Annotated in this window: 20 protein-coding genes; 6 read left to right on the forward strand and 14 right to left on the reverse strand. The window is 70.9% G+C overall.

The window, feature by feature from the left end; translation table 11 throughout:
• Nucleotides 1-9: 9 nt before the first annotated feature.
• From ACYVIH_RS09760 to fdhD, 6 genes are all read right to left on the reverse strand, one after another.
• Nucleotides 10-1,398: a metallopeptidase TldD-related protein gene (locus tag ACYVIH_RS09760; protein ID WP_460868695.1), complete on the reverse strand. Its 1,389-nt coding sequence runs from the start codon at nt 1,396-1,398 to the stop codon at nt 10-12.
• 8 nt (nt 1,399-1,406) lie between these two features.
• Entirely contained in the window at nt 1,407-2,939 is a 1,533-nt protein-coding gene (locus tag ACYVIH_RS09765) for a TldD/PmbA family protein (protein ID WP_460868697.1), read from the reverse strand.
• Nucleotides 2,940-3,004: 65 nt separating this feature from the next.
• Nucleotides 3,005-3,490, reverse strand: coding sequence for a phosphatase domain-containing protein (locus ACYVIH_RS09770; RefSeq protein ID WP_460868699.1), 486 nt, complete (start codon nt 3,488-3,490; stop codon nt 3,005-3,007).
• The gene (locus ACYVIH_RS09775; protein ID WP_460868702.1) at nt 3,490-6,558 is read right to left on the reverse strand and encodes an AAA family ATPase; all 3,069 of its coding nucleotides are present in this window, start codon (nt 6,556-6,558) and stop codon (nt 3,490-3,492) included. Before ACYVIH_RS09775 ends, ACYVIH_RS09770 begins: the two co-directional genes overlap by 1 nt.
• Entirely contained in the window at nt 6,558-7,748 is a 1,191-nt protein-coding gene (locus ACYVIH_RS09780) for an exonuclease SbcCD subunit D (protein WP_460868705.1), read from the reverse strand. Before ACYVIH_RS09780 ends, ACYVIH_RS09775 begins: the two co-directional genes overlap by 1 nt.
• A 39-nt stretch (nt 7,749-7,787) precedes the next feature.
• The gene (gene fdhD / locus ACYVIH_RS09785; RefSeq protein WP_460868708.1) at nt 7,788-8,606 is read right to left on the reverse strand and encodes a formate dehydrogenase accessory sulfurtransferase FdhD; all 819 of its coding nucleotides are present in this window, start codon (nt 8,604-8,606) and stop codon (nt 7,788-7,790) included.
• A gap of 87 nt (nt 8,607-8,693) precedes the next feature.
• On the opposite strand from fdhD, the gene ACYVIH_RS09790 reads away from it, so the two are divergent.
• The gene (locus ACYVIH_RS09790; protein ID WP_460868709.1) at nt 8,694-9,440 is read left to right on the forward strand and encodes a phosphatase PAP2 family protein; all 747 of its coding nucleotides are present in this window, start codon (nt 8,694-8,696) and stop codon (nt 9,438-9,440) included.
• On the opposite strand, the gene pepN is transcribed toward ACYVIH_RS09790, so the two are convergent.
• The gene (pepN, locus tag ACYVIH_RS09795) at nt 9,361-11,820 is read right to left on the reverse strand and encodes an aminopeptidase N (RefSeq protein ID WP_460868711.1); all 2,460 of its coding nucleotides are present in this window, start codon (nt 11,818-11,820) and stop codon (nt 9,361-9,363) included. The two genes, ACYVIH_RS09790 and pepN, sit on opposite strands and share 80 nt — an antisense overlap.
• A 142-nt stretch (nt 11,821-11,962) precedes the next feature.
• Between pepN and ACYVIH_RS09800 the strand changes: the two genes are divergently transcribed.
• Complete coding sequence (locus ACYVIH_RS09800) at nt 11,963-14,278, forward strand: putative bifunctional diguanylate cyclase/phosphodiesterase (RefSeq protein WP_460868713.1); 2,316 nt, start codon at nt 11,963-11,965, stop codon at nt 14,276-14,278.
• A gap of 6 nt (nt 14,279-14,284) precedes the next feature.
• Here ACYVIH_RS09800 and ACYVIH_RS09805 read toward each other — a convergent pair whose 3' ends face one another.
• Both ACYVIH_RS09805 and ACYVIH_RS09810 read right to left on the reverse strand, forming a co-directional pair.
• On the reverse strand, nt 14,285-15,289 hold the full coding sequence (locus tag ACYVIH_RS09805; RefSeq protein ID WP_460868715.1) for an NADP-dependent oxidoreductase: 1,005 nt from the start codon (nt 15,287-15,289) through the stop codon (nt 14,285-14,287).
• A 12-nt stretch (nt 15,290-15,301) separates the two neighbouring features.
• Complete coding sequence (locus ACYVIH_RS09810; RefSeq protein ID WP_460868717.1) at nt 15,302-15,913, reverse strand: flavin reductase family protein; 612 nt, start codon at nt 15,911-15,913, stop codon at nt 15,302-15,304.
• Between the two features lie 43 nt (nt 15,914-15,956).
• Between ACYVIH_RS09810 and ACYVIH_RS09815 the strand changes: the two genes are divergently transcribed.
• The 3 genes from ACYVIH_RS09815 (at nt 15,957) to ACYVIH_RS09825 (ending at nt 18,355) form a co-directional block, all read left to right on the forward strand.
• On the forward strand, nt 15,957-16,394 hold the full coding sequence (locus tag ACYVIH_RS09815; RefSeq protein ID WP_460868719.1) for an OsmC family protein: 438 nt from the start codon (nt 15,957-15,959) through the stop codon (nt 16,392-16,394).
• A gap of 126 nt (nt 16,395-16,520) precedes the next feature.
• On the forward strand, nt 16,521-17,525 hold the full coding sequence (locus tag ACYVIH_RS09820) for an ATP-binding cassette domain-containing protein (protein ID WP_460868721.1): 1,005 nt from the start codon (nt 16,521-16,523) through the stop codon (nt 17,523-17,525).
• The gene (locus ACYVIH_RS09825) at nt 17,522-18,355 is read left to right on the forward strand and encodes an ABC transporter permease (protein WP_460868723.1); all 834 of its coding nucleotides are present in this window, start codon (nt 17,522-17,524) and stop codon (nt 18,353-18,355) included. Before ACYVIH_RS09820 ends, ACYVIH_RS09825 begins: the two co-directional genes overlap by 4 nt.
• A 572-nt stretch (nt 18,356-18,927) precedes the next feature.
• Here ACYVIH_RS09825 and ACYVIH_RS09830 read toward each other — a convergent pair.
• The 5 genes from ACYVIH_RS09830 to ACYVIH_RS09850 all read right to left on the reverse strand — a co-directional run bounded on the left by ACYVIH_RS09830 (nt 18,928) and on the right by ACYVIH_RS09850 (nt 24,250).
• A complete protein-coding gene (locus ACYVIH_RS09830; RefSeq protein ID WP_460868725.1) occupies nt 18,928-19,803 on the reverse strand; it encodes a GNAT family N-acetyltransferase in 876 nt (291 codons plus the stop codon).
• Nucleotides 19,804-19,834: 31 nt separating this feature from the next.
• Nucleotides 19,835-22,216, reverse strand: coding sequence for an ATP-binding cassette domain-containing protein (locus ACYVIH_RS09835; protein WP_460868727.1), 2,382 nt, complete (start codon nt 22,214-22,216; stop codon nt 19,835-19,837).
• Nucleotides 22,217-22,318: 102 nt separating this feature from the next.
• Nucleotides 22,319-22,729, reverse strand: coding sequence for a VOC family protein (locus tag ACYVIH_RS09840; protein ID WP_460868729.1), 411 nt, complete (start codon nt 22,727-22,729; stop codon nt 22,319-22,321).
• A 5-nt stretch (nt 22,730-22,734) separates the two neighbouring features.
• Nucleotides 22,735-23,184, reverse strand: coding sequence for a helix-turn-helix transcriptional regulator (locus ACYVIH_RS09845; RefSeq protein WP_460868731.1), 450 nt, complete (start codon nt 23,182-23,184; stop codon nt 22,735-22,737).
• A gap of 49 nt (nt 23,185-23,233) precedes the next feature.
• On the reverse strand, nt 23,234-24,250 hold the full coding sequence (locus ACYVIH_RS09850) for a zinc-dependent alcohol dehydrogenase family protein (RefSeq protein WP_460868733.1): 1,017 nt from the start codon (nt 24,248-24,250) through the stop codon (nt 23,234-23,236).
• Nucleotides 24,251-24,343: 93 nt separating this feature from the next.
• On the opposite strand from ACYVIH_RS09850, the gene ACYVIH_RS09855 reads away from it, so the two are divergent.
• Nucleotides 24,344-25,870 (forward strand): helix-turn-helix domain-containing protein, encoded by a 1,527-nt coding sequence (locus tag ACYVIH_RS09855; RefSeq protein ID WP_460868735.1) that lies wholly within the window; start codon nt 24,344-24,346, stop codon nt 25,868-25,870.
• Nucleotides 25,871-25,872: the final 2 nt, after the last annotated feature.

Below are 25,872 nucleotides of genomic sequence, written 5' to 3' on the forward strand. Positions count from 1 at the left end.
TGGAACCGGTCAGTTCGCCTGGCTGACGCTTGACATGTTGAAGTCGGGCACGCGCAGCGCCGGCATCGCGGTGCGGGAGAAGTAGTCGCCCCACTCCCGCGAGAACGCCGGCACGGTCGCCGAGGCGTGCGAGAGCCGGCCGAGCAGGTCGACCGGGCTCTCGTTGAAGCGGAAGTTGTTGACCGCGCCGGTCACCTCGCCGTTCTCCACGAGGTACACCCCGTCGCGGGTGAGCCCGGTCAGCAACAGGGTCTGCGGGTCGACCACGCGGATGTACCACAGACAGGTCAGCAGGAGCCCGCGCTCGGTGTCACCGACGAGGGCGTCGAGGGACCCCTGGGCGCCGTCGACACCGAGCACGAGGTTGTCGACGGCAGGGGTGACCGGCTGCCCGGTCATCGCGGCCGAGTGCCGGGTCTGCAGCAGCGCCTGGAGGGTGCCGTCCTTGATCCAGTCGGTGCGCGACAGCGGCAGGCCGTTGTCGAAGACGCTGCTGGTGTTGCTGCTCGAGGAGGCGGTGACGAACGGCGCCGCCTGCAGCCCGTCGTACGCCGGGTCGGAGAAGAGCTGGACCGGCCGCTGGGAGAGGCGGTCGCCGATCCGGGTGCCGCCACCGGGCCGGGAGAACACCGACTGGCCCTCGTGTGCCTCGCGCGCGGATGCGCTCCAGTAGGCGTAGATCATCAGGTCCGCCACCGCCGTGGGCGGCAGGATCGTGTCGTAGCGCCCGGCGGGGAGGTCGACCCGGCGGCTCGCCCACGACAGCCGTTGTGCCAGCTCCTGGTCGAGGGCGAGCGCGTCGACGTCCTTGAAGTCGCGCGTCGCGCCTCCGACCCAGGCGCTGCTGGACAGGTCGGTCGGCTTGCCCGTGAAGCCGTAGTGCCCGGTCGGCTGCACGTGACGGAGCCGCAACCCGGTGCTCGAGGCGAGGTAGGTCGTGGTCATCTCGTGGTCGACGAACCCGTAGAGCACCCGGTCCTCGGCGGTGGCCTTGCGGAACGCCTCGCCCAGTGCAGGGGCGAAGTCCTCGTAGACCTCGATCGAGGTGCGCTCGGGCTCGTCGAACCAGTCCGCGGCGGCCTCACCGGCGACGAGCTCGGCTGCGTCCTCGGCGGGCGTGCTGGCGCGGGCGGCAGCGTCGGCCGCCTCGACCAGAGCGGTGACCTGTTCGCGGGACGAGGCACTGCCGCTGACCGAGCCGGTCGCGGTGCCCTCACCGGCACCGGCGAACGAGATCACGGTCATCGAGACGTTGTGCATGACGCCGTTGGTGGTCAGCGTGTTGTTGGCCCAGCGCAGGTTGGCGGACGTCGTGTCGTTGAGGATCACGATGCAGCTGTCGGCGCGGGAGACCTTCAGGGCGTGCTCGACGAGGTCCTGGGGGGTGGGGGCGGTCATGACTCTCCTCAGTCCTGGGCGCCGGCTTCGGCGGCGGTGTTGAGCACGCGTACGTCGCGGAACAGGGCCGTCGGGCAGCCGTGGGAGACCGACGCGACCTGGCCGGGCTGGGCCTTGCCGCAGTTGAAGGCGCCACCGAGCTCCCAGGTCTGCGGCCCTCCCACGGCCTCCATGGAGTTCCAGAAGTCGGTGGTCGTGGCCTGGTAGGCGACGTCGCGCAGCTGGCCGGCGAGGCGACCGTTCTCGATCTTGTAGAAGCGCTGTCCGGTGAACTGGAAGTTGTAGCGCTGCATGTCGATGCTCCAGGAGTTGTCCCCGACGACGTAGATCCCGCGCTCGACCTGGGAGATCAGCCCGTCGGTGTCGGGTCCGTCGGCTGCCGGCTGCAGGGAGACGTTGGCCATCCGCTGGATCGGGATGTGGCCGGGGGAGTCGGCGTAGGCGCAGCCGTTGGAGCGTTCGAGGCCCATCAGGTGCGCGGTGGGCCGGTCGAGCTGGTAGCCGACCAGGACCCCGTCACGGATGATGTCCCAGCTCTGGGTCTGCACACCTTCGTCGTCGTAGCCGATGGTGGCCAGCCCGTGCTCGATCGTCCGGTCGCCGGTGACGTGCATGATCTTCGAGCCGTACTGCAGAGTGCCCAGGTTGTCGGGGGTGGCGAACGACGTGCCGGCGTAGTTGGCCTCGTAGCCCAGGGCTCGGTCCAGCTCGGTCGCGTGGCCGATCGACTCGTGGATGGTCAGCCAGAGGTTCGAGGGGTGGATCACCAGGTCGTACTGGCCCGGGTCGACCGAGGGCGCCCCGAGCTTCTCGGCGAGAAGCTCGGGCAGCTCGGCGAGCTCGGCGGCCCAGTCGCGCACGCCGCCGACGATGTACTCCCACCCGCGGCCGGCGGGCGGCGCGATCGTGCGCATCGAGTCGAACCGGCCGCTGGCCTCGTCGGTGCCGTAGACCTCGAACTCGGGCTCGACCCGGACCCGTTGCTGGGTGGTCGACGTGCCGCTGAGGTCGGCATAGAACTTGTTCTCCACCACCTGGCGGAGCAGCCCGCTGGAGTGCGCGACGGCCTTGCCCTCCAGCAGCCCGGCCGACCACCCGGCGAGCAGCTCGGCCTTCTCCGACAGCGGCACCGACAGCGGGTCGATCTCGTAGCTGGAGACCCACTCGACGTCGGCGTGGACCGGCTCGGCGGCCAGGCCGACCGGCCGGGTGGTCATCGCCGCGGCCACCTGCGCGGTGCGGACGGCGGTCTCGGCGACCTGGACGGCCGACTCGGGCGTCAGCACGACGCCGGAGGCGAACCCCCAGGCACCGTTGAGGATCACCCGGACCGCGAAGCCGAGGTCCTCGGTGTCCTCGGCACCCTGGAGGTGACCGTCGCGGACGCGGATGTCCTGGTAGCGCACGCGCTCGAACCGGAAGTCGGCGTGACTGACGTTGAAGTCCCTGGCCCGGGCGAGGGCGGCGTCGGCGAGCCGACGGTAGGGCAGCGCGGTGAACGCCGGGTCGATGCTGTGGGGCACGGGTGCTCCTGAGGTCATGACAGTGAGGCTATGTGGTCGGGGTCAGGGGCGTCACGGGGGATACCCGCCGCGGCGCGGAGCATTCAGGTCTCGCCCTCGACCTCCTGAGCCTCGCGGAGTGTGGCGTCCTCGGCCATCCAGTCCGCAGGCAGCACGTCGAAGCCCGCGTCACGGGCCGAGGCCAGCACCTGCGGGTCGTCGTCGACGAGGACCACGACGGGCTGCTGCTCGGCGAGGCGGCGAAGTACCTCCACCTTGACCTGCCTGGCCGGGCGCCGGTCGCCCATGGGGCGCAGCAGCAGCTCTCCTGCCGGCAGCCGGTGCTGCTTCAGCCAGTCGAGGGTGTCGGCGCGGTAGCGCTCGGGGCGGCCCGAGAGGTACACGACGTCGTAGACCTCGGCCAGGCGGGTGGCGACCTCGTGCCCCTCCGGCAGGAGTGGGTCGTCGGCCGCCGCGGCGAAGAAGGCGTCCCAGTCCTTGGCGGCCGCGTGCAGGTGGTGCAGCCGGTGCCGCACGTCGGCCAGCACCCCGTCGATGTCGATGACCGCGGTCATCCGGCCCTGTGCCATCAGCCGACCGCCGTGCGGACCACGACGACCGAGCCGGTCCTGGCCTTCTCCACGTGGAGCTGGGTGGGGATCCGGTTGCGCAGCTCGCTCACGTGGCTGACCACCCCGACGCAGCGTCCGCCGGAGCGGAGGTCGTCGAGCCGGTCCATCACGTCGTCGAGGGTGTCGGGGTCGAGGCTGCCGAACCCCTCGTCGATGAACAGGGTGAGGATCTCGGTGCCACCGGCCTCCTGGGTCACCACGTCTGCCAGGCCGAGAGCCAGCGCGAGCGAGACCACGAAGGTCTCGCCGCCGGACAGCGTGGCCGGGTCGCGGACGTCGCCGGTCCACTGGTCGACCACCTCCAGCCCCAGCCCCGCCTGAGCGCCCTTGCGCGCAGCCCGGCCGGTGCGTTGCAGCAGGTAGCGCTGGTCGCGCATGTGGGCCAGGCGTTCGTTGGCAGCCGCGACCACCTGGTCGAGGCGGGTGGCGAGGACGTAGGCGGAGAGCCGCATCTGCAGCTGGTTGTCGGCACCCATCCCGCGGACGAGCTTCGACATGGAGTCGGCGCGCAGGTGCTCCTCGCGCAGCGGCGTCCAGGTGGAGAGGGCCACCTCCAGACGCGATCGGTGCCTGGCCAGGGCCTCGACCGCCTCCTCGTGGGAGTGCCGCAGTCGTGCAGCCGTTGCCTCCGCGGCCTCGGCCTCGGCGAGCGTCGACGCCAGGCCGGCCAGGTCGGGGGGTGGGCCGTCGCCGAGCGCTCGAACCGCCTCCTCGTCGAGAACCCCGCGTGCGCGGCTGATGGCCTCCCGGCGCGACGCGAGCATCGCCTCGAGGCGCTCTCGCTCGGCGTCCGGCAGGACCGAGGCCCGCAAGGCGTCCACGTCGCCGAAGCCCTGCTCCGCGGCTGCGGCGCGTGCCCGCTCCTCGAGCTCGCGATGGCGCGCGATCGCGTCGTCGAGTGCGCGTCTGGCGTCGCACGCTGCCTCGAGATCGCCGGCCAGAGCGGTCAGCTGCTCGACCTCGGTGACCAACGAGGACGCGGCGGGGACCTCGCCGAGGAGGTCGACGAGGTCGGCCTCCAGCGCGCGTGTGGTCCGCGCACCCGACTCGACGGCCTGCTCGAGCATCGCGACGGTGGTGCTGTGCCGGTGCACGGTCGAGGTCAGGTCGTCGTGCTCCTCCTGCAGCCGGTCGGCCAGCGTCGTCGCCTCGGCCAGGGCAGCCTGAGCTCCGTTGGCCTCGGCCAGCGCCTCCTCGAGCTGACGGACCGCGGCGGCGGCCTCGGCGCTGTCGAGGCCTTGTGCTGCCACGAGGAGCCCGTCGAGACGCTCCTGAGCCTGGACCACCTTGCCGCGTGCGGCCAGGTGGGCCGCCGTGGCGGCATCGTGCTCGCGCGTGGCCTGTGCCTGCTCGGCTTCGGTGACCGCGCCCGGTGCCGGCTCCGCCGGGGCCGGGTGGTCGGTGCTGCCGCACACCTGGCAGGCCTCGCCGTCGGCGAGCCGGCCCGCGAGCTCGGCAGCGATGCCGGCCAGACGCCGGGCGGTCAGGTCCTGGACCCGCTCGCGGGCGTCGGCCGCTCGATCGCGGGCGTCGCGTGCGGCGTCGCGCAGCTGCTCCAGCGACCGCGCGCACTCCTCGGCCCGCTCGGCCGCCTCCCGCCGGGCCCGGGCCTGGTCCAGCTGGACTCGCAGCGCCTCGACACGGCCCGCCCCGGAGCGGACGGCCTCCACCTGCTCCCGTGCTGCGGCCAGGGCAGCCGGGATCTCTGCCCGGCGGGCACTGGCGGCGGCGAGCTCCTCGCGGGATTGGGTGAGCGACTGCTCGTCGGCTGCGAGCTGCGCTCGGGCGGCGCGCAGCTCGAGCTCGCGCGGGACCAGCGCCTCCAGCCTGCTCGCGCGGTCGCGCGCCTGCTGCACGGCGGTGGTCAGCGCCTCGGGCGTGGTCAACGCTTCGGGCCTGAGCGGCTCTCGGGGGACCGGCTCGGGCGTGACCGGCTCCGCGGTCCGCAGCCTGCCGAGGTCCGCGGTCCGGAGCACGGCCTCGTGGGCGGCCCAGGCCGCCCGGGCCGCGTCGACGGCCTCGGCCGCCTCACCGAGCATCTCCACCAGGGGAAGCCATCGCCGGGCCCGGTCATCGGCGTCGATCCGGGCGACGGCGTCGCTCTCGGACTCGGCATCCTCCTCCAGCGCGGTGAGGGCAAGCGTCGCCTGCTGTCGGCGGGCGACCAGCTCGTGCAGACGGGAGGCCTCGGCGTGCCGGGCACGTGCCTCGGCGGCCGCGGCAACCGCGGCGTCGTGCTGGCCGCGTGCGGCGGAGGCGGCGGTAGCAGCGTTCTCCAGGAGCGTGTCGGCCCAGGCGAGCGCCCTGGCGGCGGGCTGGGGCCCGCCCAGGGAGTCGCCGGTGAGGTCCTCGGGCACGTCGCACCGGCCGCGGTCGGCGAGAGCGTCGAGGGCTCGGACCACCGCCGCCTCGCCGGCGGCCGCCTGCTCGCGCAAGCTGCGGCTGTGCTCCTGGACCCAGTCCTCGATGCGGGCGTAGCGGTCGGTGCGGAACAGGTGCTGCAGGACGTCGTGGCGGTCCTGGGAGCTGGCGCGCAGGAACCGTTGGAACTCGCCCTGGGGCAGCATCGCGACCTGGACGAACTGGGTGGCCGCCATCCCGATCAGCTCACCGACGAAGTGGCCGACCTCTTGCGCACGGGAGCTGAGCAGCCGCTCGTGACCATCGGTCGTCTCGACCAGGGTCGCCGTGGCGTTCTCGGTGGTGAAGCCCTCACCGCGGCGCTTGGCGCGCCGCCACTCCGGGCTCCGGCGGACGACGAACCTGCGGTCGCGCACGCTGAACTCGAGCAGCACCTCCGGTCGCCGGTCGTCGGGGGCGTGCTGGGACTTCAGCGCCTTCACGCCGCGCACGCCCGGCACCGAGCCGTAGAGCGCGAACGAGACGGCGTCGAGGATGGTGGTCTTGCCCGCGCCCGTGGGGCCGGTGAGCAGGAACAGTCCCGCCTGGCTCAGCTCGTCGAAGTCGATGTGCTCGCTCGCGGCGAACGGTCCGAAGGCGGTGAGACTCAGCCGATGGAGGCGCATCAGCCGGCCTCCTCGATGGTGAGCGGGTGGTCGGCATCGTCGTTGATGCGGCACGAGTCGCAGGCCAGCTGCAGGAGCAGTGCCTCTTCGGTGGTGGCCTCCATGGCCCGCACCTCGGCGACGAAACCGAGAGCCACGTCGAAGTCGCTGCGGCCGTCGACCCGAGGCATCACCGGACCGCGCTCGCGCGGGGCCCCCTCGGGCTCGAAGGCCAGGAGCAGGGTGTGGGGGAACCGCGCCCGGAGCCGCTCCATCGCGTGCTGAGGCCGCCGGGGGTCGGTGACCGTCACCTGGAGCCAGGCGTCCTCGACGGCTGCGTGCGCGGGGTCTCCGAGCAGCTCGTCGATGCGGCCACGCAGGGTGGCCAGCCGTCGGGGGACCGGGGCCGGCACGAAGTCGGTCCGCTCCACCCCGCTCGGGCCGAGCTCGACGAGCCAGGAGCCCTTGGTGTGCCGTGCCTCCGAGAACGAGTAGGCCAGCGGGGAGCCGCTGTAGCGGATCGTCTCCGAAAGGACCTGCCGGCCGTGCAGGTGGCCCAGGGCGGCATAGTCAACGTCGTTGAACAGATGGGTCGGGGCGATCTGCACCCCGCCGACGGAGATGTCACGCTCGCTGTCGCTGGCCATCGCGTCGGCAGCGGCGGGGTTGCCGGCGACGAAGGCGTGCGCGAGCACGACGGAGCGAGTGCCGGGCCGGCTGTCCAGGTCGGCGTGGACGCGACGCATCGCCTCGGCGAGCGCGGCCTCGTGGGTGCGCGCCGGCAGGTCCCAGGCGGTCCGCACCGCATCGGGCTCGAGGTAGGGCAGCCCGTGGACCGCGACCGGACCGTGCTCGTCCTCCAGCAGCACCGGCGTGCCGACCTCCTGCCACCGGGTGCGCAGGTGGATCCCGGCGGCGTCCGCGAGCCGCGCACCGAAGCCCAGCCGGATCTGGGAGTCGTGGTTGCCGCTGGTCACCACCACCCGCGCCCGGGAGGCGGCGAGCCGGGCGAAGGTCTCGTCGGCGAGCTGCACCGCGTCGACGGGCGGCAGGGCGCGGTCGTAGATGTCCCCGGCGACGACGACGAGGTCGACCTGCTCATCCTCGACCGTCGTGACCAGGTGGTCGACGAAGGCCGCCTGGGCGTCGAGGAGCCCTTCACGGTGGAAGGACCTGCCCAGATGCCAGTCGGAGGTGTGGAGGATGCGCACGTCCGGAACGCTATGCGGAGGCGCCGACAATCCGGGTGATCACACGCCGATCCGATCAGGCTCGGAGTAGACGACGAAGCGGTCGTCGCGGATGAAACCGACAGTGCACAGCCCGGAGCGTTGGGCCAGGTCCACGGCGAGGCTCGACGGAGCTCCCACCGCGGCGATCACGCCCACACCCGCCGCCACCGCCTTCTGCGCCAGCTCGAAGCCGATCCGTCCGCTGACGCAGAGGACGGGCAGGTCGGTCGGTGCGCCGGCCAGGATCCGGCTGCCCACGACCTTGTCCACGGCGTTGTGGCGGCCGATGTCCTCGCGCACCACGACCGGCGTCCCGTCGGCGTCGAAGAGCGCAGCCGCATGCAGCCCGCCCGTGGTCGAGAAGACCTTCTGGGCCTCGCGCAGCCGGTCCGGGAGGATCCCGATCACGTCCGCGGCGACCGTCGGGCCGCCGGCTTCGGTCCGCCGGTCCGTGGACGCGGCCGACAGGACGTCCTCGACGCTCTGCTTGCCACACACGCCGCACGCGGAGGATCCGGCGGTCGGTCCGTCGTAGCGGCCGCCGGGGTCGCGCAGCGGGGGAGCGGTGAGCTCGACGGTGACGACGTTGAACTCCTGCTCGCGGGTGAGCGTATGGTCGGTGCAATACGCCACCGTATGCAGATGGCCATTCGCCGCGATCAGCCCCTCGCCATACAGGAACCCCGCGGCGAGCTCGAAGTCGTGCCCGGGCGTGCGCATCGTGACCGTGAGCCGCTCGGGTGGACGGCCCGGCCACGCCAGCCGGATCTCCAGCGGCTCCTCGGTGGAGAGGCGGTCCTCCCGGTCGCGGGACGCACCTGCTGTGACCTCACGCACACGTACCCGCCTGGACGGTCCTGGACGGCGGGGGAGGGGCACGCCCACCAGCCTATATTTGAGTGACCAGAACGACGAGAGGACACGGTGTTCGCACGCAGGAACGACGATGACGGGTGGACGTCGACGGTGTCGTCGGGCTTCGCACTCGCCGGTTTCCTGACCCTCGTCTTCATCGCCTTCACGCTGCTCGCGATGGGTCCTCTCATCGCCTACGACGCCTACTTCAACCTCGAGCCGCCGCCGAAGGGCTGGGTCCCGGTCCTCCACGTGCTCGACCGCGTCGGGCAGCGCGCGGTCGCGCTCCCGGTGCTGGCGGGGGCGGTGTACTGGGTCTACCGGCGCACCCGCTCCCTGCGCCCGGCGGCAACGGCGTTGGCGTCGGTGCTGCTGCTCAACCTCGTCGTCGGGGTGCTCAAGCTCGGCCTCGGCCGCGCCCAGCCCTACACCGCGGACCCGTCGTTCTTCGCCGGCGGGATGGCCTACCCGTCGGGTCACGCGGCCAACGTGGTGCTCGTCTACGGTCTCGCGGTCTACCTGATCAGCCACTACACCCGGCCCGCCAGGCGGGTCCTGATCTTCCTGTGGAGCCTCGTCGCAGCGCTCTCGGTCACCATGGTGGTGACCTCGCTGACCCTGAACTGGCACTGGTTCGCCGACCTGGTCGCGGGGCTCCTGGTCGGCGGGATCGTCCTGGAGCTCACCGCGACCGTGGACCGGATGGTCCCCGACGACGCGACCGTGCCTCAGTGGCTCAGGTCCAGAACCGCTCGCGCGCGTGGACGCATCGCTCGAGCTCGTCCGTGGAGTCGGCCACGGCACGGCGCAGGCTGAGGTCCAGCCCCTCGTCTGCAAGCAGCATCCGCGCCCGGTCCAGCGTCGCCCGGTGTACCGCCAGCCGCGGGAAGAAGTCCCGTGCCGCGTCCGCGAGCACCCATCCCGACCGCACCCCGGCGGTCCCGGGGAGCTCCTGGAAGTAGCGCTCGACGTAGCCGTCGGTCAGCGACTCCTGACCCAGCTGCCACATGCCGCGACCGGCGGCCTCGATCTCGTAGTTCGACGCCTGGTGCTCGCCGGTGAAGTGCGACCAGGCGAACCGCTTCGCCTCGGCGTCCGGGAGCGAGCACAGCGCCCGGACATGGTCGACCGCCGCCTGCGTGGTCCGCTCACGGTCCAGCCAGTCGGCGAGCTCGGCGCGGTCGACGGCACCCAGCGAGGCCAGTCGGACCAGGATCCGCCAGCGCAGGTCCAGGTCGACCGTGATGCCGGCCAGGCCGGCACCCTCCAGCCAGGTCCGGAGCTGGTCGCGAGCATCCTCCGAGGCGATGACGGCTCGGAACGCTGCCAGCTGGACACCCGACCCCGGCTCCGCCGTCGTCAGGCGGCTCACGGCCGCGTCGTGGAACCGGGCCAGCGCCGCGGCCGGGTCGGGGTGCACCCGGTCAACGAGCGTGCCCAGCCCGAAGGTGGTGAGCGCACCGACCGCGATGTCGCGGTCCTCGTGCGGAAGCCCGGCCTCGGTCAGCCGCAGTGCCACCTCGGGATCGACCAGCGCGTTGGAGACCCCGTCACGCACCGCGCTCCACACCGAGGCGCGCAGCAGCGGGTCGGTCATCTCCGGCAGCAGCCCCGGCAGTGCCGCCAGGGTCAGGTCGTCCAGCCCGAGCCTGGCCCAGGTCTGGTCCCGCGGGTCGAGTACGACGGGCGCGGTGGCCGTCGTGGGGGAGAACGAAGCCGGCTCGGAGGACACGGTGATCGGGTGGGTGGTCCAACCGCCCTGCCCGTCGTACACCGCGACGGCGAGGGCGTGGGAACGGTCGGCGGGGTGTGCCTCCGGAGCGGTGCGTCGGACCGCCGGGGGGTTCGACGCACGGTCCACGGCGAGCAGGTCGACGCCCGCGGTGCGCAGCCAGCCCTGTGTCCAGCTCGACAGGTCGCCGGCCCCGGCCTTCTCCCAGGAGGTGAACAGGTCGTGCATCGTGGCGTTGCCGAACCGGTGCCGGGCGAAGTGTTCCTTGACGCCGGCGAAGAAGACGTCGTCGCCGAGGTTGCTGTTGAGCTGCTTGAGCACAGCGGACCCCTTGGCGTAGCTGATCCCGTCGAAGTCCTGCAACGCGGCGACGGCATCGGTCGCGCCGTTGCCGGCGACCGGATGCGTGCTCGGCCGCTGGTCTGCCTCCAGGCCCCAACGCTTGCGACCGAACGCGGTGTCGACGTGGGCGTCGGTGAACTCCGTGGCGTCGTGGGTGACCCGGTTGCCCATGTACTCGGCGAACGACTCGTTGAGCCACAGGTCGTCCCACCACCGCGGGGTGACCAGGTCACCGAACCACTGGTGCGCCATCTCGTGGGCGATCGTGGTCGCGCGGTTGGTGCGCTCGGCGCGGGTCACCTTGGAGGTGAACACCAGCGGGTCGCGGAACGTGACGCAGCCGGGGTTCTCCATGGCACCGGCGTTGAACTCCGGGACGAAGGCCTGGTGGTAGTCGCCGAAGGCGTACCGGACCCCGAACAGCCGGTGGAACTCGTCGAAGCACTGGCCGGTGACCGTCAGGATCTCCTCGGCGTCCGCATCCAGGTGCGGCGCCAGCGAGGCGCGGCAGGAGAGCCCGAGCGCGATCCCGTCGTGCTCGCTGCGGATCACGTGGTACGGACCGGCGACCAGGGTGACGAAGTAGGTGGACAGCGGCTCGGTGGTGGCCAGCTCCCAGCTCCCGGGTTCGACCTGCTCGGCGCGGCCGTTGCCGATCACCACCCAGTCCCGCGGCGCGCGTACGTGGAAGGTGTAGGGCGCCTTCAGGTCGGGCTGGTCGAAGCAGGCGAAGATGCTCGGTGCCGCGTCCAGGAACGACATCGCGTAGGCGTAGTGCCGGCCGTCTGCCGGGTCGACCGCCCGGTGCAGGCCCTCGCCGTCGTTGCGGTAGGGCATCACCGCCTCGACGACGAGCTCGTTGTCCCCGCTGAGCCCGCGCAGCGGCAGCCGGCCGTCGGCCAGGGTCGCGGTGTCCAGCGGGGAGCCGTTGAGGTGTACGCCGAGCAGCTGCGTCGGCTTGACGTCGACGAACGTGTCCGCCGGGCCGTCGACGTGGAAGCGGATCCGCGTGGTGGAGGTGAACGTCGAGTCGCCCGAGTCCAGGTCCAGCGACACGTCGTACGACGTCACGGAGACCAGCTGGGCACGGCGGACGGACTCGTCCAGGGAGAGGCTCGGCATGGCGCTCAGACTAGCCGCGACCCTCAGCGCGTCCGTGTAGTCGGCGAGCGCGCACGACCCGCGCAGCCCGGCGGACTCCAGACCAGCTGTCCGAAGCGGCGCTGTCGCTCAAGGGTGGCCGGGATCCTGCCGATAACCAGGTATGTCGGGTCTGCTGTGGGACGCCGCCGCCCCCGAGCGGACTGCGCTGCACGAGCGCCGTGCCACGCGTTCCTGGGTCGCGGGGCGACTGCGCGACGCGTCCGGCCAGGCTCTCCTCGCAATCGTCGGACTCGGCTACTTCACACTGTCACAGCTCGTGATCTGGCTGTCCGACCCGATCAGCAACGGAGCCGGCCTCTGGCCCGCGGCCGGCGTGACGCTGGGCGCGTTGATGCTCGTGCCCACACGCCGGTGGGGCTGGGTCCTCGCCGGGGTCGCGCTCGCCGAGCTGGTCGGGGACCTCGCCTGGGGCTACCCGTTGATGGCGGCCCTCGGGTGGGCGCTCAGCAACACGGCGGAGCCGCTGCTCGGAGCGGCCCTGCTGCGCCGGTTCGGCAACCCGCGCGGTGAGCTCACGCCGGTCCGACCGCTTCTGCTGTTCCTCGGGTTCGCCGTCGTGGCGGGCCCGCTGGTCGGGGGCACCGCGGGTGCGCTGGCCTCGCTGCTGGCGGGGACGCACGCCTTCACCGAGGTCTGGGCGGACTTCTTCATCGGCGACGCGCTCGGCGTGCTCGTCGTGGCCCCACTGCTGCTGGGCACCCGGCGGCCGCAGACACATCGACCCTGGTACGAGCCGGTCCTCCTTGTCGGACTCAGCGCGGTCACCACGGTCGCCGTGTTCTCGGGCTGGTCGGGGACGTGGATCGTGACCATGCCCTACCTGGTGCTCCCGTTGTTCGCCTGGGCGGCGCTCCGGTTCGGCACCCGCGAGACCGCGTGGATGTCGCTGGGCGTGACCGCGATGGCCCACTACTTCACCAGCCATGGCTCGGGTCCGTTCGTGCTCGCCGGCGGACCGCTCGAGCCGGTGACGCTGCTCCAGATCTTCCTGGCCATCACGGTCTCCTTCTCGCTGGTCCTCGCCGCGGTCTCCGGGGACCTGCGCGAGCTGTCCCAGCTCCAGGGCACCCTGCGTCAGCAGGCGACCCACGACCCGTTGACCGGGCTACCGAACCGCGCGAGGTTCGCCGAGGCGCTCGAGCTCGCCTGTGGCGGCCTCGACGGGGCGGCGCCCCGCACCGGCCTGCTGGTCTGTGACCTCGACGGGCTCAAGGCGGTCAACGACCGGTTCGGACACGGGGGAGGGGACCAGCTCCTGGTCGAGGTCGCGGCCCGGCTCGGCGCCGGTGCGCGCCCCGACGACCTCGTGGCCCGGATCAGCGGCGACGAGTTCGTGGTCCTCCTCCGCGACGTGGACGAGGAGGACGTGCGCCGGGTGACCGACCGGATCCTGGAGACCATGGAACGGCCGATGATGGTCGATGGACGCCGCCCGGTGCAGCCCTCGGTCTCCATCGGGGCCGCGGTGGCCCAGTGTGGCGACAGTGCCGAGACGCTGTTCCGGCTCGCCGACTCCGCGCTCTACGAGGCCAAGCGCTCTGGCAAGGGCCGTGCGGTGTTCGCCGACGCCCAGCTGCGCATCGACGCGCGCGCCCAGGCGCGCACCGAGCAGGAGCTCCTCGCGGCCTTCGAGCAGGGACACCTGGTGTGTCACTACCAGCCGGTCGTGGATCTCACCTCGGGACGGCTGGTGTCCCTGGAGGCGATGGTGCGTTGGCGCCACCCCGAGCTGGGCCTCCTCGACGCCGAACGCTTCCTCCCCGCCGTCGAGCGGATGGGGCTCGGCGACCGGCTGTTCGAGACCGTGCTCGGCGAGGCCTTGACCGACCAGGCCCGCTGGGCCGCCGCCTCCGGCCGGGACGTCCCCGTGTCGGTGAACATCTCCTCCCTGCAGCTGTCCTCGTCGGACCTTCCCGACCGGGTCAGCAACGCGCTCGCAGTGCGGGGGGCGCCGGCGGACGTGCTCTGCCTCGAGGTGCACAAGCAGGTCCCGCTCGACGCCGCCGGACTGGACTCGCTGGAGCAGCTGCACGACCTGGGTGTCCGGATCGTGCTCGACGGCTTCGGGGCCGGCTGGTCCTCGATGCTGCACCTGGCCCGGATCCCGTGGGCCATGGTCAAGCTCGACCGGAGCTTCGTGACCCAGCTCGCGCATCCCGACGGCACCGAGGACGTCGTCCGCGCGCTCGTCGCGATGGCCCTGGCGCTGGGCCTGCCGGTCGGCGCCGACGGCGTCAGCCGGATGGTCCAGCTGGAGATGCTCAGCTCGCTGGGCTGTCACGTGGCGCAGGGGCCACTGTTCCTGCGGTCGGCGACCGCTCGAGAGGTCACCGAGATGATCGTCACCGGTCGGACGTGGCACGGCGGGTCGGGCATGCACCCGCCGAACCAGCGCGAGCGCTTCACCGAAGGCTGAGCCGAGTCAGCCCAGACGGACGAGCATCTTGCCGATGTTGGCGCCGCGGTGCAGGTCCAAGAACGCGTCCACCGCATGGTCGAGGCCGTCCACGAAGGTCTCCCGGTAGGTCAGCCGGCCCTCGCTCAGCCAGCCGGCTGCCAGCCCGAGGTACTCCTTGGCGAGGTCGTTGTGGTCGGTGACGATGAACCCCTGCAGTCGCAGCCGTCGCGTGATCACCGCCCACATGTTGCGCGGCCCGGGCTCCGGCGCGGTGGCGTTGTATCCGGCGATCGCGCCGCACAGCGCCAGCCGGCCGAAGTCGTTCATGTGGGCGATCGCGGCCTCCAGGTGCTCGCCGCCGACGTTGTCGAAGTACACGTCGATGCCGTCCGGGGCGTGCTCCGCCAGCTGCTTGACCACCGGCCCGTCGTGGTAGTCGAACGCCGCGTCGTAGCCGAGCTCGTCCGTGAGGTAGGCGACCTTCTCCGCCGAACCGGCCGAACCGATGACGCGTCCGGCGCCGAGGTTGCGGGCGACCTGTCCGGCCACACCGCCCACGGCGCCGGCAGCGCCGGAGACGAAGACCGTGTCGCCCTCCTTCAGCCCGGCGATCCGAGTCAGGCCGACGTACGCCGTGAGCCCGGGCATGCCGAGCACGCCGAGGTAGGCCGACGCGGGCACGTGAGTGGTGTCGATCCGCCTTACCTGCGTGGCGTCGAGGACGGCATGCTCGCGCCATCCCAGCTGGTGCGCTACGTGGTCGCCGACCGCCAGTCCCGGCGCCTCGGACGCCACGACCTCGCCCACTGCGCCGCCGTCGAGCGGCTCACCGAGTGCGAACGGCGGAACGTAGGACCTGGTGTCGTTCATCCGCCCACGCATGTAGGGATCCACCGACATCACCGTGTTGCGGACCAGGACCTGCCCCGGTTTCAGGGCCGGGACGTCGACCTCGACGAGCTCGAAGTTCTCGTGGGTGGGCCAGCCGGTGGGTCGGGAGACGAGTCGGATCTGTCGGGTGCGAGCCATGGTCCGATCCTGTCAGGCCGGTGGCTGCGTGATGTCCTCGGGGCGCTGCGGCCGACGTACCGAGATCACCTCGGCGTGCAGTGCCCACTCGTCCTTGCCCAGGCGCGCCAGCGGGTCGAGCAGGCTGTAGTCGGGATGGCCGTCGACGAGCACCTCCTCGGCGACGGAGATCAGCCGGACGTCCCCGAGGATGACGGTGGAGTCGCCGAGCTCGTTGGTGCTGTGGAGGGTGCACTCGATCGACACCGGTGAGGCGGCCACACGGGGAGGGGTGACCGCCGTGCTCGGCTCCATCTCGATGTTGAGCGCCTCGACCTCGCTGGTGTCGGGGCCGAACCGGGCGGCGGTGTTGTTGACCTGGTCCAGCAGGGGAGCGGGGGAGAGGTTGACCACGAACTCGCCGGTGGCGAGCACGTTGCGCAGGGTGTCCTTCTTGCCGACGGAGGAGAACTGCACGATCGGCGGCCGGGCGCACGCGACCGTGTAGAACGAGTGCGGGGCGAGGTTGACCACGCCCTCGGACGACACCGTGGACACCCAGGCGATCGGGCGCGGTACGACCACCGCGGTGAGTAGCCGGTAGGGGTTCACGTCCGGCGAGGTCACGGCGAAGTCGATGCGCATGATCCCGATCGTAGGTGGGTGACCGATGTGCGAGAGTCTGAGCATGAGCGATGACAACGTGCGCACCGTGGAGATCACCCGCATCGAGAAGGGCCTCTACGAGGCGACCAACGCCCACGGCCAGAAGATCGTGTTCGGCAACGACAACACGCGGAGCCTGTCCGCGGTCGAGCTGCTCCTCGCGGCGATCGCCGGGTGCAGTGCCACCGATGTCGACTTCATCACGAGCAAGCGCTCCGAGCCGGCCGACTTCCACGTGCGGATGTCCGGCGACAAGGTCCGCGACGAGGCAGGCAAGAACCACGTCACCAACCTCCGGTTGACCTTCGACATCACCTTCCCCGACGGCGAGGAGGGCGACGCTGCTCGGGAGGTCCTCGAGCGCGCCGTGCACCAGTCGCACGACCGGCTGTGCAGCGTGGGCCAGACCGTCGAGCGCGGCACCCCGATCGCCGTACACATCGAGGGTCTGGGGGAGTAGACCGCACGGTCGACGTACGACGGACACCCGGCTCACCGATGAGTTCGGGGCATGGATCAGGTCAGTAGGCGGCGGGGCGGATAAACCCTTACGAAACTGTCGGTCCTGATGCCTAGGGTGGTGCGCATGTCGTCTCAACCGGCCGTGGAGGCCATCGATCTCGTCAAGCGGTTCGGGGACAACACCGCTGTCGACCATGTGAGCTTCGTTGTCCCGCAAGGCACGGTGCTGGGTCTGCTCGGGCCCAACGGCGCCGGGAAGACGACGACCGTCCGGATGCTGACCACCCTCTCGGTGCCCACGAGCGGCACCGGCCGGGTGGCCGGGCACGACGTCGTCAAGGAGCCGGACGCGGTCCGGCGCAGCATGGGGCTCACCGGTCAGGCGGCCACCGTCGACGAGCTGCTCACCGCGCGGGAGAACCTCCGGCTGATCGGCCGGCTCGCCGGGTTGCCCCGGCGCTACGTCGCTGAGGTGACCGACAGCCTGCTCGAGCGGTTCTCGCTCTCCGACGCCGCGAACCGGACGGTGAAGACCTACTCCGGCGGCATGCGACGGCGGCTCGACCTGGCCGTCAGCCTGATCGCGGCCCCGCCGGTGCTGTTCCTCGACGAGCCGACCACGGGTCTCGACCCGCGCAGCCGCACCGAGCTGTGGGAGGTGCTCCGCGGCCTGGTTCGCGAGGGCACCACGCTCGTGCTCACCACGCAGTACCTCGAGGAGGCCGACCACCTGGCCGACGACATCGTGGTGATTGACAAGGGTCGGGTGATCGCCGCGGGCACCCCGACGCAGCTGAAGGACCAGGCAGGTCGCGCGAGCGTGGTGGTCACCCTGACCCACGCCAGCGACCTGACCCGGGCCGCAGAGCTGGTCCGGTCCTGCTCCCCGGAGATCCACGTGGAGCCGGCGGCCCGGCGGATCACCGCCCAGGCACAGGGACTGGCCGACATGACCCGGATCGGAGAGGTGATCGCGGCCAGCGGCCTGCAGGTCGACGACCTCGGCCTCAAGCGACCGAGCCTCGACGACGTGTTCCTGCACCTGACCGGTCACCGTGCCGAGGACGGTGAGTCGGCCGAAGAAGCCGACGTCCCCCGCGACGACCAGCAGGTGGAGGTGGCCCGATGACCGCGACCATGCTGCCGCAGGAGCGACCGGTGATTACGCCGCCCTCGCTGCTCCAGGCCTCGACCACGATCGTGTGGCGCAACCTGATCCACATCAAGCGGATGCCGGAGATGCTGCTCGACGTCACCGTCCAGTCGGTGATGTTCGTGCTGCTCTTCGCCTACGTCTTCGGCGGCTCGATCGGGGTGCCTGGCTCGAGCTATCGCGAGTTCCTGCTGCCCGGGATCATGGTGCAGACGATGGTGTTCTCCTCGGCCGTGGTCGCGATGGGGCTCACCAACGACCTGCAGAAGGGGATCGTCGACCGGCTCAAGTCACTGCCGATCTCGCGGGCGTCTGTGCTGGTCGGTCGCAGCATCTCCAGCCTGATCCACTCCAGCATCGGCATCGCCGTCATGGGCCTGACCGGTTTGCTGGTCGGCTGGCGGATCCACACCAACGCGGTCGACGCCGCGCTCGGGTTCCTCCTGCTGCTGTGGTTCGGTTTCGCGATGGTGTGGTTGGGCATCTGGGTGGGCTCGATGATGCGCACCATCGAGGCTGTCCAAGGCCTGATGTTCACGGTCATGTTCCCGCTCACCTTCGTGGCCAACACCTTCGCGCCGCCGGAGAACATGCCGAGCTGGCTGCGCCTCATCGCCGAGTGGAACCCGGTCTCCTCGCTGGCCCAGGCGTGCCGGGAGCTGTGGGGCAACGCTCCCGCGGTGGGTGTCGACGCCGCGTGGCCGCTGCAGCACCCGGTGCTGATGTCGCTGGTCTGGCCTCTGGTGATGGCGGCCATCTTCGCCCCGCTGGCACTCGCGGCCTTCAAGCGCCGCTCCCGGGACTAGTCACTCCGACAATAATAGGAATCGGGGGAGAGCGCGGCAGCTGGCTGGGCGGGCAACGTGAGGCGCCACGGTTTCGGTGGCGCTGCGACCAGGGCAGTCCTCGAGTCCAGCGCCGCCGATAGCTGGGCGCCTGGTCGCCGCCAAGGAACGCCGACAGCAAGTGCTGCCTCACGCGCCGCCGGCAGGTCGCGGACGGGCGCGAGCCGGACGCCGGCGCGTGCCGGCGACATCTGCTACGAGGCGACTGACGGCCCGACTGCCCGCCGCACGTCGCGCACCTGGCCGGCCGTCCGCGCACCTGGCCGGACGTCGCGCACCTGCAACGTTCTGCACCAAATCTCCCCGCAGAGTGGTGCACAACGTCGATAGTGGCGGCCGGCGGGGTGGGCGCGGGGAGAGGCGAATGGCCGGGGCGTCCGCCTGGCCGAGATCTTTTCCTCAGTAGTTGACATAATGTCGCTTATCGGATCATTCGAAGCTGCTGCGCCCGGGCGGTCATCTCGACAGGCAGGTCCTCTTGGCCGACCGCCCGTTCAGGCTGAGCCGGGTGCGAAAAGCCTGAACCTGCCTGTTCATCTGACAGGCGGGTCAGCGTCGTCGGCCTGTGGTGGGGTCCGTCGGTCCAGGCCCATGACCTGTACGCCCGGCCGCAGCGTGCCGACTCTCTGCCAGCCCGATCGCAGGTACAGCCGCACGGCAGGGTCGTCCTGGTCGTCGCTGGTGCTCAGCAGACAGCGTCGACGCACGTCGTCCAGCAGTCGATCGTGCAGCTCCTGGCCAAGACCGCGTCCACGATGCGTCGGAAGGACGGCCAGCTCCACGAACTCGAAGTGACCGCCTATCCACTGCGACGCGACGTCGCCGGGCAGGGCGTCCCACGCGAGATCCGACCAGTACTGGCCGCGCTGACCGACATAGCCCCAGGCGAACCCGACGACACTGTCGTTCTCGCACCCGAGAGCCAGGCGGTAACCGTCGCGGGCGGCGTGACGTTCGAAGAGGTCCGAACGCCAGGTCTCGTAGTCGGCGAAGTCCCCGAACGCGGTGTCGTAACTGGGCCAGACCTTCGCCGCCCACGGCACCGCCTCGACTCCCGACAGCACCGTGACCACCGGGGTCGCCCGACCGAACTGCATGGTCCAGCTCGGTCGCGCATCCCGCTGCCGCACAGCCGTGGCGCCCTCAGCGGAAGGTCCGTCGGCCCGAAGTTCGTCCGGCGAGTACTCGTGGCGCGGGCCCAGCCCCCACGCGAGCAGCTGCTCACGGCTCGGAAGAGCGTCGTCGAACAACCCGATCGGTCGCCCGTCCTCGCCGTATCCGCCCTCGACCTTGCCGTCGCGCAGCAGCTGCTCCACCGCGGCCCGATCGAGTCCTGTGTGTCGGCAGAAGTCATCGACGAACACGAGGCCGCGACTCGGCGCCGGTCGCGGCGTCCGATCACCGGGCATGCGGCGAGTCTGCCATTGATGCAGAGTCCGGTCAGGCGCCGACGTAGGCGGCGAGGTGCTCACCGGTCAGCGTGGAGCCGTCGGCGACCAGATCCGCGGGCGTGCCCTCGAACACGACCCGCCCACCGTCGTGACCGGCGCCCGGACCGAGATCGATGATCCAGTCCGCATGCGCCATCACCGCCTGGTGGTGCTCGATGACGATCACCGACTTGCCCGAGTCCACCAGCCGGTCCAGCAGGCCGAGAAGCTGCTCGACGTCGGCGAGGTGCAGGCCCGTGGTCGGCTCGTCGAGCACGTAGACATCACCCTTCTCCCCCATCTGCGCGGCCAGCTTGAGCCGTTGCCGCTCACCGCCCGAGAGCGTGGTGAGCGGCTGGCCCAGGGTCAGGTAGCCGAGCCCGACGTCGGCGAGGCGGTCCAGGATCGCGTGCGCCGCCGGGGTGCGTGCGTCGCCGTGGCGGAAGAACTCCTCGGCCTCGGTGACGGACATTGTGAGGACCTCGCTGATGTCCTTGCCGCCGAGTGTGTACTCGAGCACCGCCGGCTGGAACCGGCGGCCCTCGCACTCCTCGCACGTCGTCTCGACGGTGGCCATCACGCCGAGCTCGGTGTAGATCACACCGGCGCCGTTGCACGTGGAGCAGGCGCCCTCGGAGTTGGAGCTGAACAGAGCGGGCTTCACGCCGTTGGCCTTGGCGAACGACTTGCGGATCGGCTCGAGCAGTCCCGTGTACGTCGCCGGGTTGCTGCGCCGGGAGCCGCGGATCGCGCTCTGGTCGATGAGTACGACGCCATCCCGGCCGGCCACCGAGCCGTCGACCAGCGAGCTCTTGCCTGACCCGGCGACGCCGGTGAGCACGCACAGCACCCCGAGCGGGATGTCGACGTCGACGTCGTGCAGGTTGTTCGCCGACGCGCCCCGGATCTCCATCGCCCCGCTCGGCGTCCGCACCTTCTCCTTGAGACCGGCTCGGTCGTCGAGGTGGTGACCGGTGACCGTGTCGCTCTTCCGGAGGCCCTCGACCGACCCTTCGAAGCACACCGTGCCGCCCGCGCCACCGGCGCCGGGACCGAGGTCGACGACGTGGTCGGCGATCGCGATCGTCTCGGGCTTGTGCTCGACGACCAGCACCGTGTTGCCCTTGTCCCGCAGCTGGAGCAGCAGCCGGTTCATCCGCACGATGTCGTGGGGGTGCATGCCGATGGTGGGCTCGTCGAAGACGTAGGTCACGTCGGTGAGCGAGGAGCCCAGGTGCCGGATCATCTTGGTGCGTTGGGCCTCTCCCCCGGACAGCGTGCCCGCCGGCCGGTCGAGCGAGAGGTAGCCGAGGCCGATCTCGACGAAGGAGTCGAGCAGGTGCTGGAGCCCGGCGAGCAGCGGGCCCACCGACGGCTCGTCCAGCTCGCGCACCCACCCGGCCAGGTCGTTGATCTGCATGGCGCACAGGTCCGCGATGTTCTTGCCGGCGATCTTCGAGGCGCGCACCTCCGCGGTGAGCCGCGTGCCCTCGCAGTCCGGGCAGGTCTGGAAGGTCACGGCCCGCTCGACGAAGCGCCGCACGTGCGGCTGCATCGCCTCGGGGTCCTTCGACAGCATCGACTTCTGGATCTTCGGGATGATCCCCTCGAAGGTGAGGTTCACGCCCTCGACCTTGATCTTGGTCGGCTCGGCGAACAGCATCGTGTCGAGTTGCTTCTTGGTGAACTTGGCGATCGGCTTGTCCATCGGCAGCCCGACGCCCTCGAACAACCGGCCGTACCAGCCGTCCATCGAGTAGCCGGGCACGGTCAGGGCGCCGTCGTTGAGGGACCTCGACTCGTCGTACAACGCGGTCCGGTCGATGTCGTTCACGGTGCCCATGCCCTCGCAGCGCGGACACATACCGCCGAGGTAGACCGCCTCGTGCACGACCTTCTTCTCCACCCGGCCGCCCTTCTCGGTGCTCATCACACCACCCGCCTTGCGGGTCGGCACGTTGAACGAGAAGGCGGTCGGCGGCCCGACGTGCGGCTTCCCGAGCCGGCTGAAGAGGATCCGCAGCATCGCGTTGGCGTCGGTGGCCGTGCCGACCGTTGAGCGGGGGTTGGCGCCCATCCGCTCCTGGTCGACGATGATCGCGGTGGTCAGGCCGTCCAGGTAGTCGACCTCGGGTCGCGCCAGCGTCGGCATGAAGCCCTGCAGGAACGCGCTGTAGGTCTCGTTGATCATCCGCTGCGACTCCGCGGCGATCGTGTCGAAGACCAGCGAGCTCTTGCCCGAGCCGGAGACGCCGGTGAACACCGTGAGTCGCCGTTTGGGGATCTCGACGCTGACGTCCTTGAGGTTGTTCTCGCGTGCGCCCTGGACGCGGATCAGGTCGTGGGTGTCGGCGACATGCACCGTTGAGTTGTCGCTGGTGTTCTTAGTCATCTTCGTCTCCTCCGTCAGGCCAGTCTGCCCGCGTGGCGGACGCCGCGGCCAGCGCATTGTCATCGGGTACGTCGACCGCCCACTGGGGTCCGGCGTCGAACTTCACCCGGCCTGCTGGATCCGGACCATGTTGCCGGCGGGGTCACGGAACGCGCAGTCGCGGACGCCGTACGGCTGGTCCATCGGCTCCTGGACGACCTCGGCGCCGGTGGCCTGGAGCGTGTCGAAGGTGGTGTCGAGATCCTTGGTGGCCAGGACGATGCTGGCGTAGGTGCCCTTGGCCATCATCTCGGCGATGACGCGCCGTTCGTCCTCGGTGATGCCCGGATCAGCCGCCGGAGGGTGGAGCACGACGGAGGTGTCCGGCTGCCCGGGCGGGCGGACGGTGATCCAGCGCATCCCGCTGTAGCCGACGTCGTTCAGCACCTCGAAGCCGAGGGTGTCGCGATAGAAGGCCAGGGCCGCGTCCGGGTCGTCCTGCGGAAGGAAGGTGTGGTGAATCCTGATGTCCATGACCCTCAGGCTAGGGACGGCTCAGTGGTCCTCGCTTCTCGATTCCTGACCGGTCGGGTGACCTTCTTGGCCACGCACGACGGGATGCCGGCGACCGCGCCGGCGGCATCGCGCCGGTACACGCTCGGCGGCACGCCGACCAGCTCGGTGAAGCGGGTGCTGAAGGTGCCCAGCGAGGAGCAGCCGACCGCGAAGCACACCTCGGTGACGCTGAGGTCTCCGCGGCGGAGCAGCGCCATCGCGCGTTCGATGCGGCGGGTCATCAGGTAGCCGTACGGTGACTCGCCGTACGCGCGACGGAACTCGCGGCTCAGGTGCCCCGCGGACATGTGCGCTCCGCGGGCCAGTGCCTCGACGTCGAGCGGTCGGGCGTACTCCCGGTCGATCCGGTCTCGGACCCGGCGTAGCCGCGCGAGGTCCTCCAGGCGCTGCTCGGCAGACGATCTGCTGGTCACGTCGTGATCGTGCCACGCGGAGCCGGACCTGCCCAGTCCTTCGGCCGCGTCAGGGGGTGAGCAGCACCTTGATCGCACGGCGCTCGTCCATCGCGCGGTAGCCCTCGGCGACCTCGTCGAGCGTCAGGGTCAGGTCGAACACCTTGCCGGGGTCGATGGCGCCGGAGAGCGTGCGCTCGAGCAGGTCGGGAAGGTAGGCCCGGACCGGCGCCATCCCGCCGGCGAGGCCGACGTTGTGGGCGAACATCCGGCGAACCGGCAGCTTCACCCCGTGCGGCACGCCCACGAACCCGACGGTCGAGCCGGGCCGGGCGATCCGGAACGCGGTGCGCATCGCGGCGTCGGTGCCGACGCACTCGAGCACGGAGTCGGCGCCCACGCCGTCGGTCAGCTCGAGGATCTGCTCCTCCCCCTCCTCCCCTCGTTCGGCGACGATGTCGGTGGCGCCGAACTCGGTGGCGAGCTTCTGCCGCGACTCGTGCCGCGACATCGCGATCACGCGCGCGGCGCCGAGCTGGGCGGCCGCGATCACGCCGCACAGCCCGACCGCCCCGTCGCCCACCACGACCGCCGTGGAACCGGGACGAACGCCGGACGCGACCGCCGCGTGCCAGCCGGTGGCCATCACGTCGGTGAGCGCGAGCAGGGACGGGATCATCGACTCGTCGGGCATCCCGTTGGTCTTGACCAGCGTGCCCTCGGCCTGGTGGACCTTCGCGTACTCCGCCTGTCCGCCCTGGGTCATCCCGAGGTTCTGGCACGCCGAGGTCACGCCGGCGCGGCAGTGCGGGCAGGTGTTGTCGCTGTGGCAGAACGGCACGATCACGAAGTCGCCCGGCTTGAAGGACCGTACGGCGCTGCCCACCTCCTCGACCACGCCGACCATCTCGTGGCCGATCGGGTCGCCGGGCGTGATGTCGTTCTCGCCGCGGTAGGGCCACAGGTCCGAGCCGCAGATGCAGGCCGCGACGACCCGGACCACCGCCTCGGTGGGTGCGTCTACGGTGGGAACCGGGCGCTCCTCGAGCCGGATGTCCCTGGGGGCGTGGATCGTCGTCACTCGCATGCCAGGCATCCTGCCACGGGCACCCTGAGTCTCCTCGGTCACACCGCGCCCGCCCTGCGCGGACCTATCTCATATCTGAGATACAGTGCGAGCATGACCGAGGACTACCTGAGCCGGATCGGCAACCTGATCCGTGACGCCCGCAAGCACCGCGGCTGGACACAGGCCCAGCTGGCCGAGGAGCTGGGCACCAGCCAGAGCGCGGTGAACCGCATCGAGCGGGGTCACCAGAACCTCTCCCTGGAGATGCTCGCCCGGATCGGCGAGGCCCTCGACTCCGAGATCGTCGCCGTCGGTGCCGGGCCCACCCACCTGCGGGTGGCCGGCCCGACCACGCTCTCGGGCAGCATCGAGGTCAAGTCCTCGAAGAACGCCGGCGTCGCCCTGCTCGCCGCCTCACTCCTCAACCGCGGCCGGACGACGCTCCGCAAGGTGGCTCGCATCGAGGAGGTCAACCGGCTGCTCGAGGTGCTCAACAGCATCGGCGTGCAGACCCGCTGGCTCAATGACGACAACGACCTCGAGATCATCCCCCCGGCCGAGCTCGACCTGTCCCGGATCGACGCCGAGGCCGCCCGTCGTACCCGCTCCATCATCATGTTCCTCGGCCCGCTCATGCACCGCGAGGACACCTTCGAGCTGCCGTACGCCGGCGGCTGCGACCTCGGCAAGCGCACGGTCGAGCCGCACATGTCGGCGCTGCGACCGTTCGGCCTCGAAGTCAAGGCCACCGAGGGCAGCTACCACGCCACGGTGAACCGCGCGATCACCCCGCTGCGCCCGATCGTGCTCACCGAGCGCGGCGACACCGTCACCGAGAACGCCCTGCTCGCGGCCGCGCGCCATGACGGCGTCACGGTGATCCGCAACGCAAGCCCGAACTACATGGTCCAGGACCTGTGCTTCTACCTGGTCAAGCTCGGCGTGCAGATCGACGGGATCGGCACGACCACCCTGACGGTGCACGGCGTCCCCGAGATCGACGTGGACGTCGACTACGCGCCGTCGGAGGACCCGATCGAGGCGATGTCGCTGCTCGCGGCGGCGATCGTCACCGAGTCCGAGATCACCATCGAGCGGGTGCCGATCGAGTTCCTCGAGATCGAGCTGGCGCTGCTCGAGGAGATGGGCTTCACCTACCACCGCAGCGACGAGTACGTCGCCGCCAACGGGCAGACCCGGCTGGTCGACATCACCACCAAGGTCTCCCAGCTCCACTCCCCCCTCGACAAGATCCACCCGATGCCGTTCCCCGGCCTCAACATCGACAACCTGCCGTTCTTCGCGGTCATCGCCGCGGTGGCAGAGGGGCAGACCCTGCTGCACGACTGGGTCTACGAGAACCGCGCGATCTACCTGACCGAGCTCACCAAGCTCGGTGCCCAGGTCAAGCTGCTCGACCCCCACAGAGTGATGATCGAGGGCCCCACCCGGTGGCGCGGCGCGGAGATCGTCTGCCCGCCCGCCCTGCGCCCGGCGGTCGTGATCCTGCTCGCGATGCTGGCCTCGAAGGGTACGTCGGTGCTGCGCTCGGTCTACGTCATCAACCGCGGCTACGAGGACCTCGCCACGCGGCTGAACCAGCTCGGCGCGCGCATCGAGACCTTCCGCGACATCTGAGC

The sequence above is a fragment of the Nocardioides pakistanensis genome, assembly GCF_054781215.1.

Excerpts from the sequence above, each read along its gene's own strand:
- ACYVIH_RS09850 (WP_460868733.1), bottom strand. The coding sequence starts at position 24,250 with ATGCGAGTGACGACGATCCACGCCCCCAGGGACATCCGGCTCGAGGAG.
- ACYVIH_RS09775 (WP_460868702.1), bottom strand. The coding sequence starts at position 6,558 with ATGCGCCTCCATCGGCTGAGTCTCACCGCCTTCGGACCGTTCGCCGCG.
- ACYVIH_RS09830 (WP_460868725.1), bottom strand. The coding sequence starts at position 19,803 with ATGCCCGGTGATCGGACGCCGCGACCGGCGCCGAGTCGCGGCCTCGTG.
- ACYVIH_RS09835 (WP_460868727.1), bottom strand. The coding sequence starts at position 22,216 with ATGACTAAGAACACCAGCGACAACTCAACGGTGCATGTCGCCGACACC.
- ACYVIH_RS09765 (WP_460868697.1), bottom strand. The coding sequence starts at position 2,939 with ATGACCTCAGGAGCACCCGTGCCCCACAGCATCGACCCGGCGTTCACC.
- ACYVIH_RS09760 (WP_460868695.1), bottom strand. The coding sequence starts at position 1,398 with ATGACCGCCCCCACCCCCCAGGACCTCGTCGAGCACGCCCTGAAGGTC.
- ACYVIH_RS09855 (WP_460868735.1), top strand. The coding sequence starts at position 24,344 with ATGACCGAGGACTACCTGAGCCGGATCGGCAACCTGATCCGTGACGCC.
- ACYVIH_RS09820 (WP_460868721.1), top strand. The coding sequence starts at position 16,521 with ATGTCGTCTCAACCGGCCGTGGAGGCCATCGATCTCGTCAAGCGGTTC.
- ACYVIH_RS09810 (WP_460868717.1), bottom strand. The coding sequence starts at position 15,913 with ATGCGCATCGACTTCGCCGTGACCTCGCCGGACGTGAACCCCTACCGG.
- ACYVIH_RS09815 (WP_460868719.1), top strand. The coding sequence starts at position 15,957 with ATGAGCGATGACAACGTGCGCACCGTGGAGATCACCCGCATCGAGAAG.
- ACYVIH_RS09840 (WP_460868729.1), bottom strand. The coding sequence starts at position 22,729 with ATGGACATCAGGATTCACCACACCTTCCTTCCGCAGGACGACCCGGAC.
- ACYVIH_RS09800 (WP_460868713.1), top strand. The coding sequence starts at position 11,963 with ATGTCGGGTCTGCTGTGGGACGCCGCCGCCCCCGAGCGGACTGCGCTG.
- ACYVIH_RS09770 (WP_460868699.1), bottom strand. The coding sequence starts at position 3,490 with ATGGCACAGGGCCGGATGACCGCGGTCATCGACATCGACGGGGTGCTG.
- pepN (WP_460868711.1), bottom strand. The coding sequence starts at position 11,820 with ATGCCGAGCCTCTCCCTGGACGAGTCCGTCCGCCGTGCCCAGCTGGTC.
- ACYVIH_RS09805 (WP_460868715.1), bottom strand. The coding sequence starts at position 15,289 with ATGGCTCGCACCCGACAGATCCGACTCGTCTCCCGACCCACCGGCTGG.
- ACYVIH_RS09825 (WP_460868723.1), top strand. The coding sequence starts at position 17,522 with ATGACCGCGACCATGCTGCCGCAGGAGCGACCGGTGATTACGCCGCCC.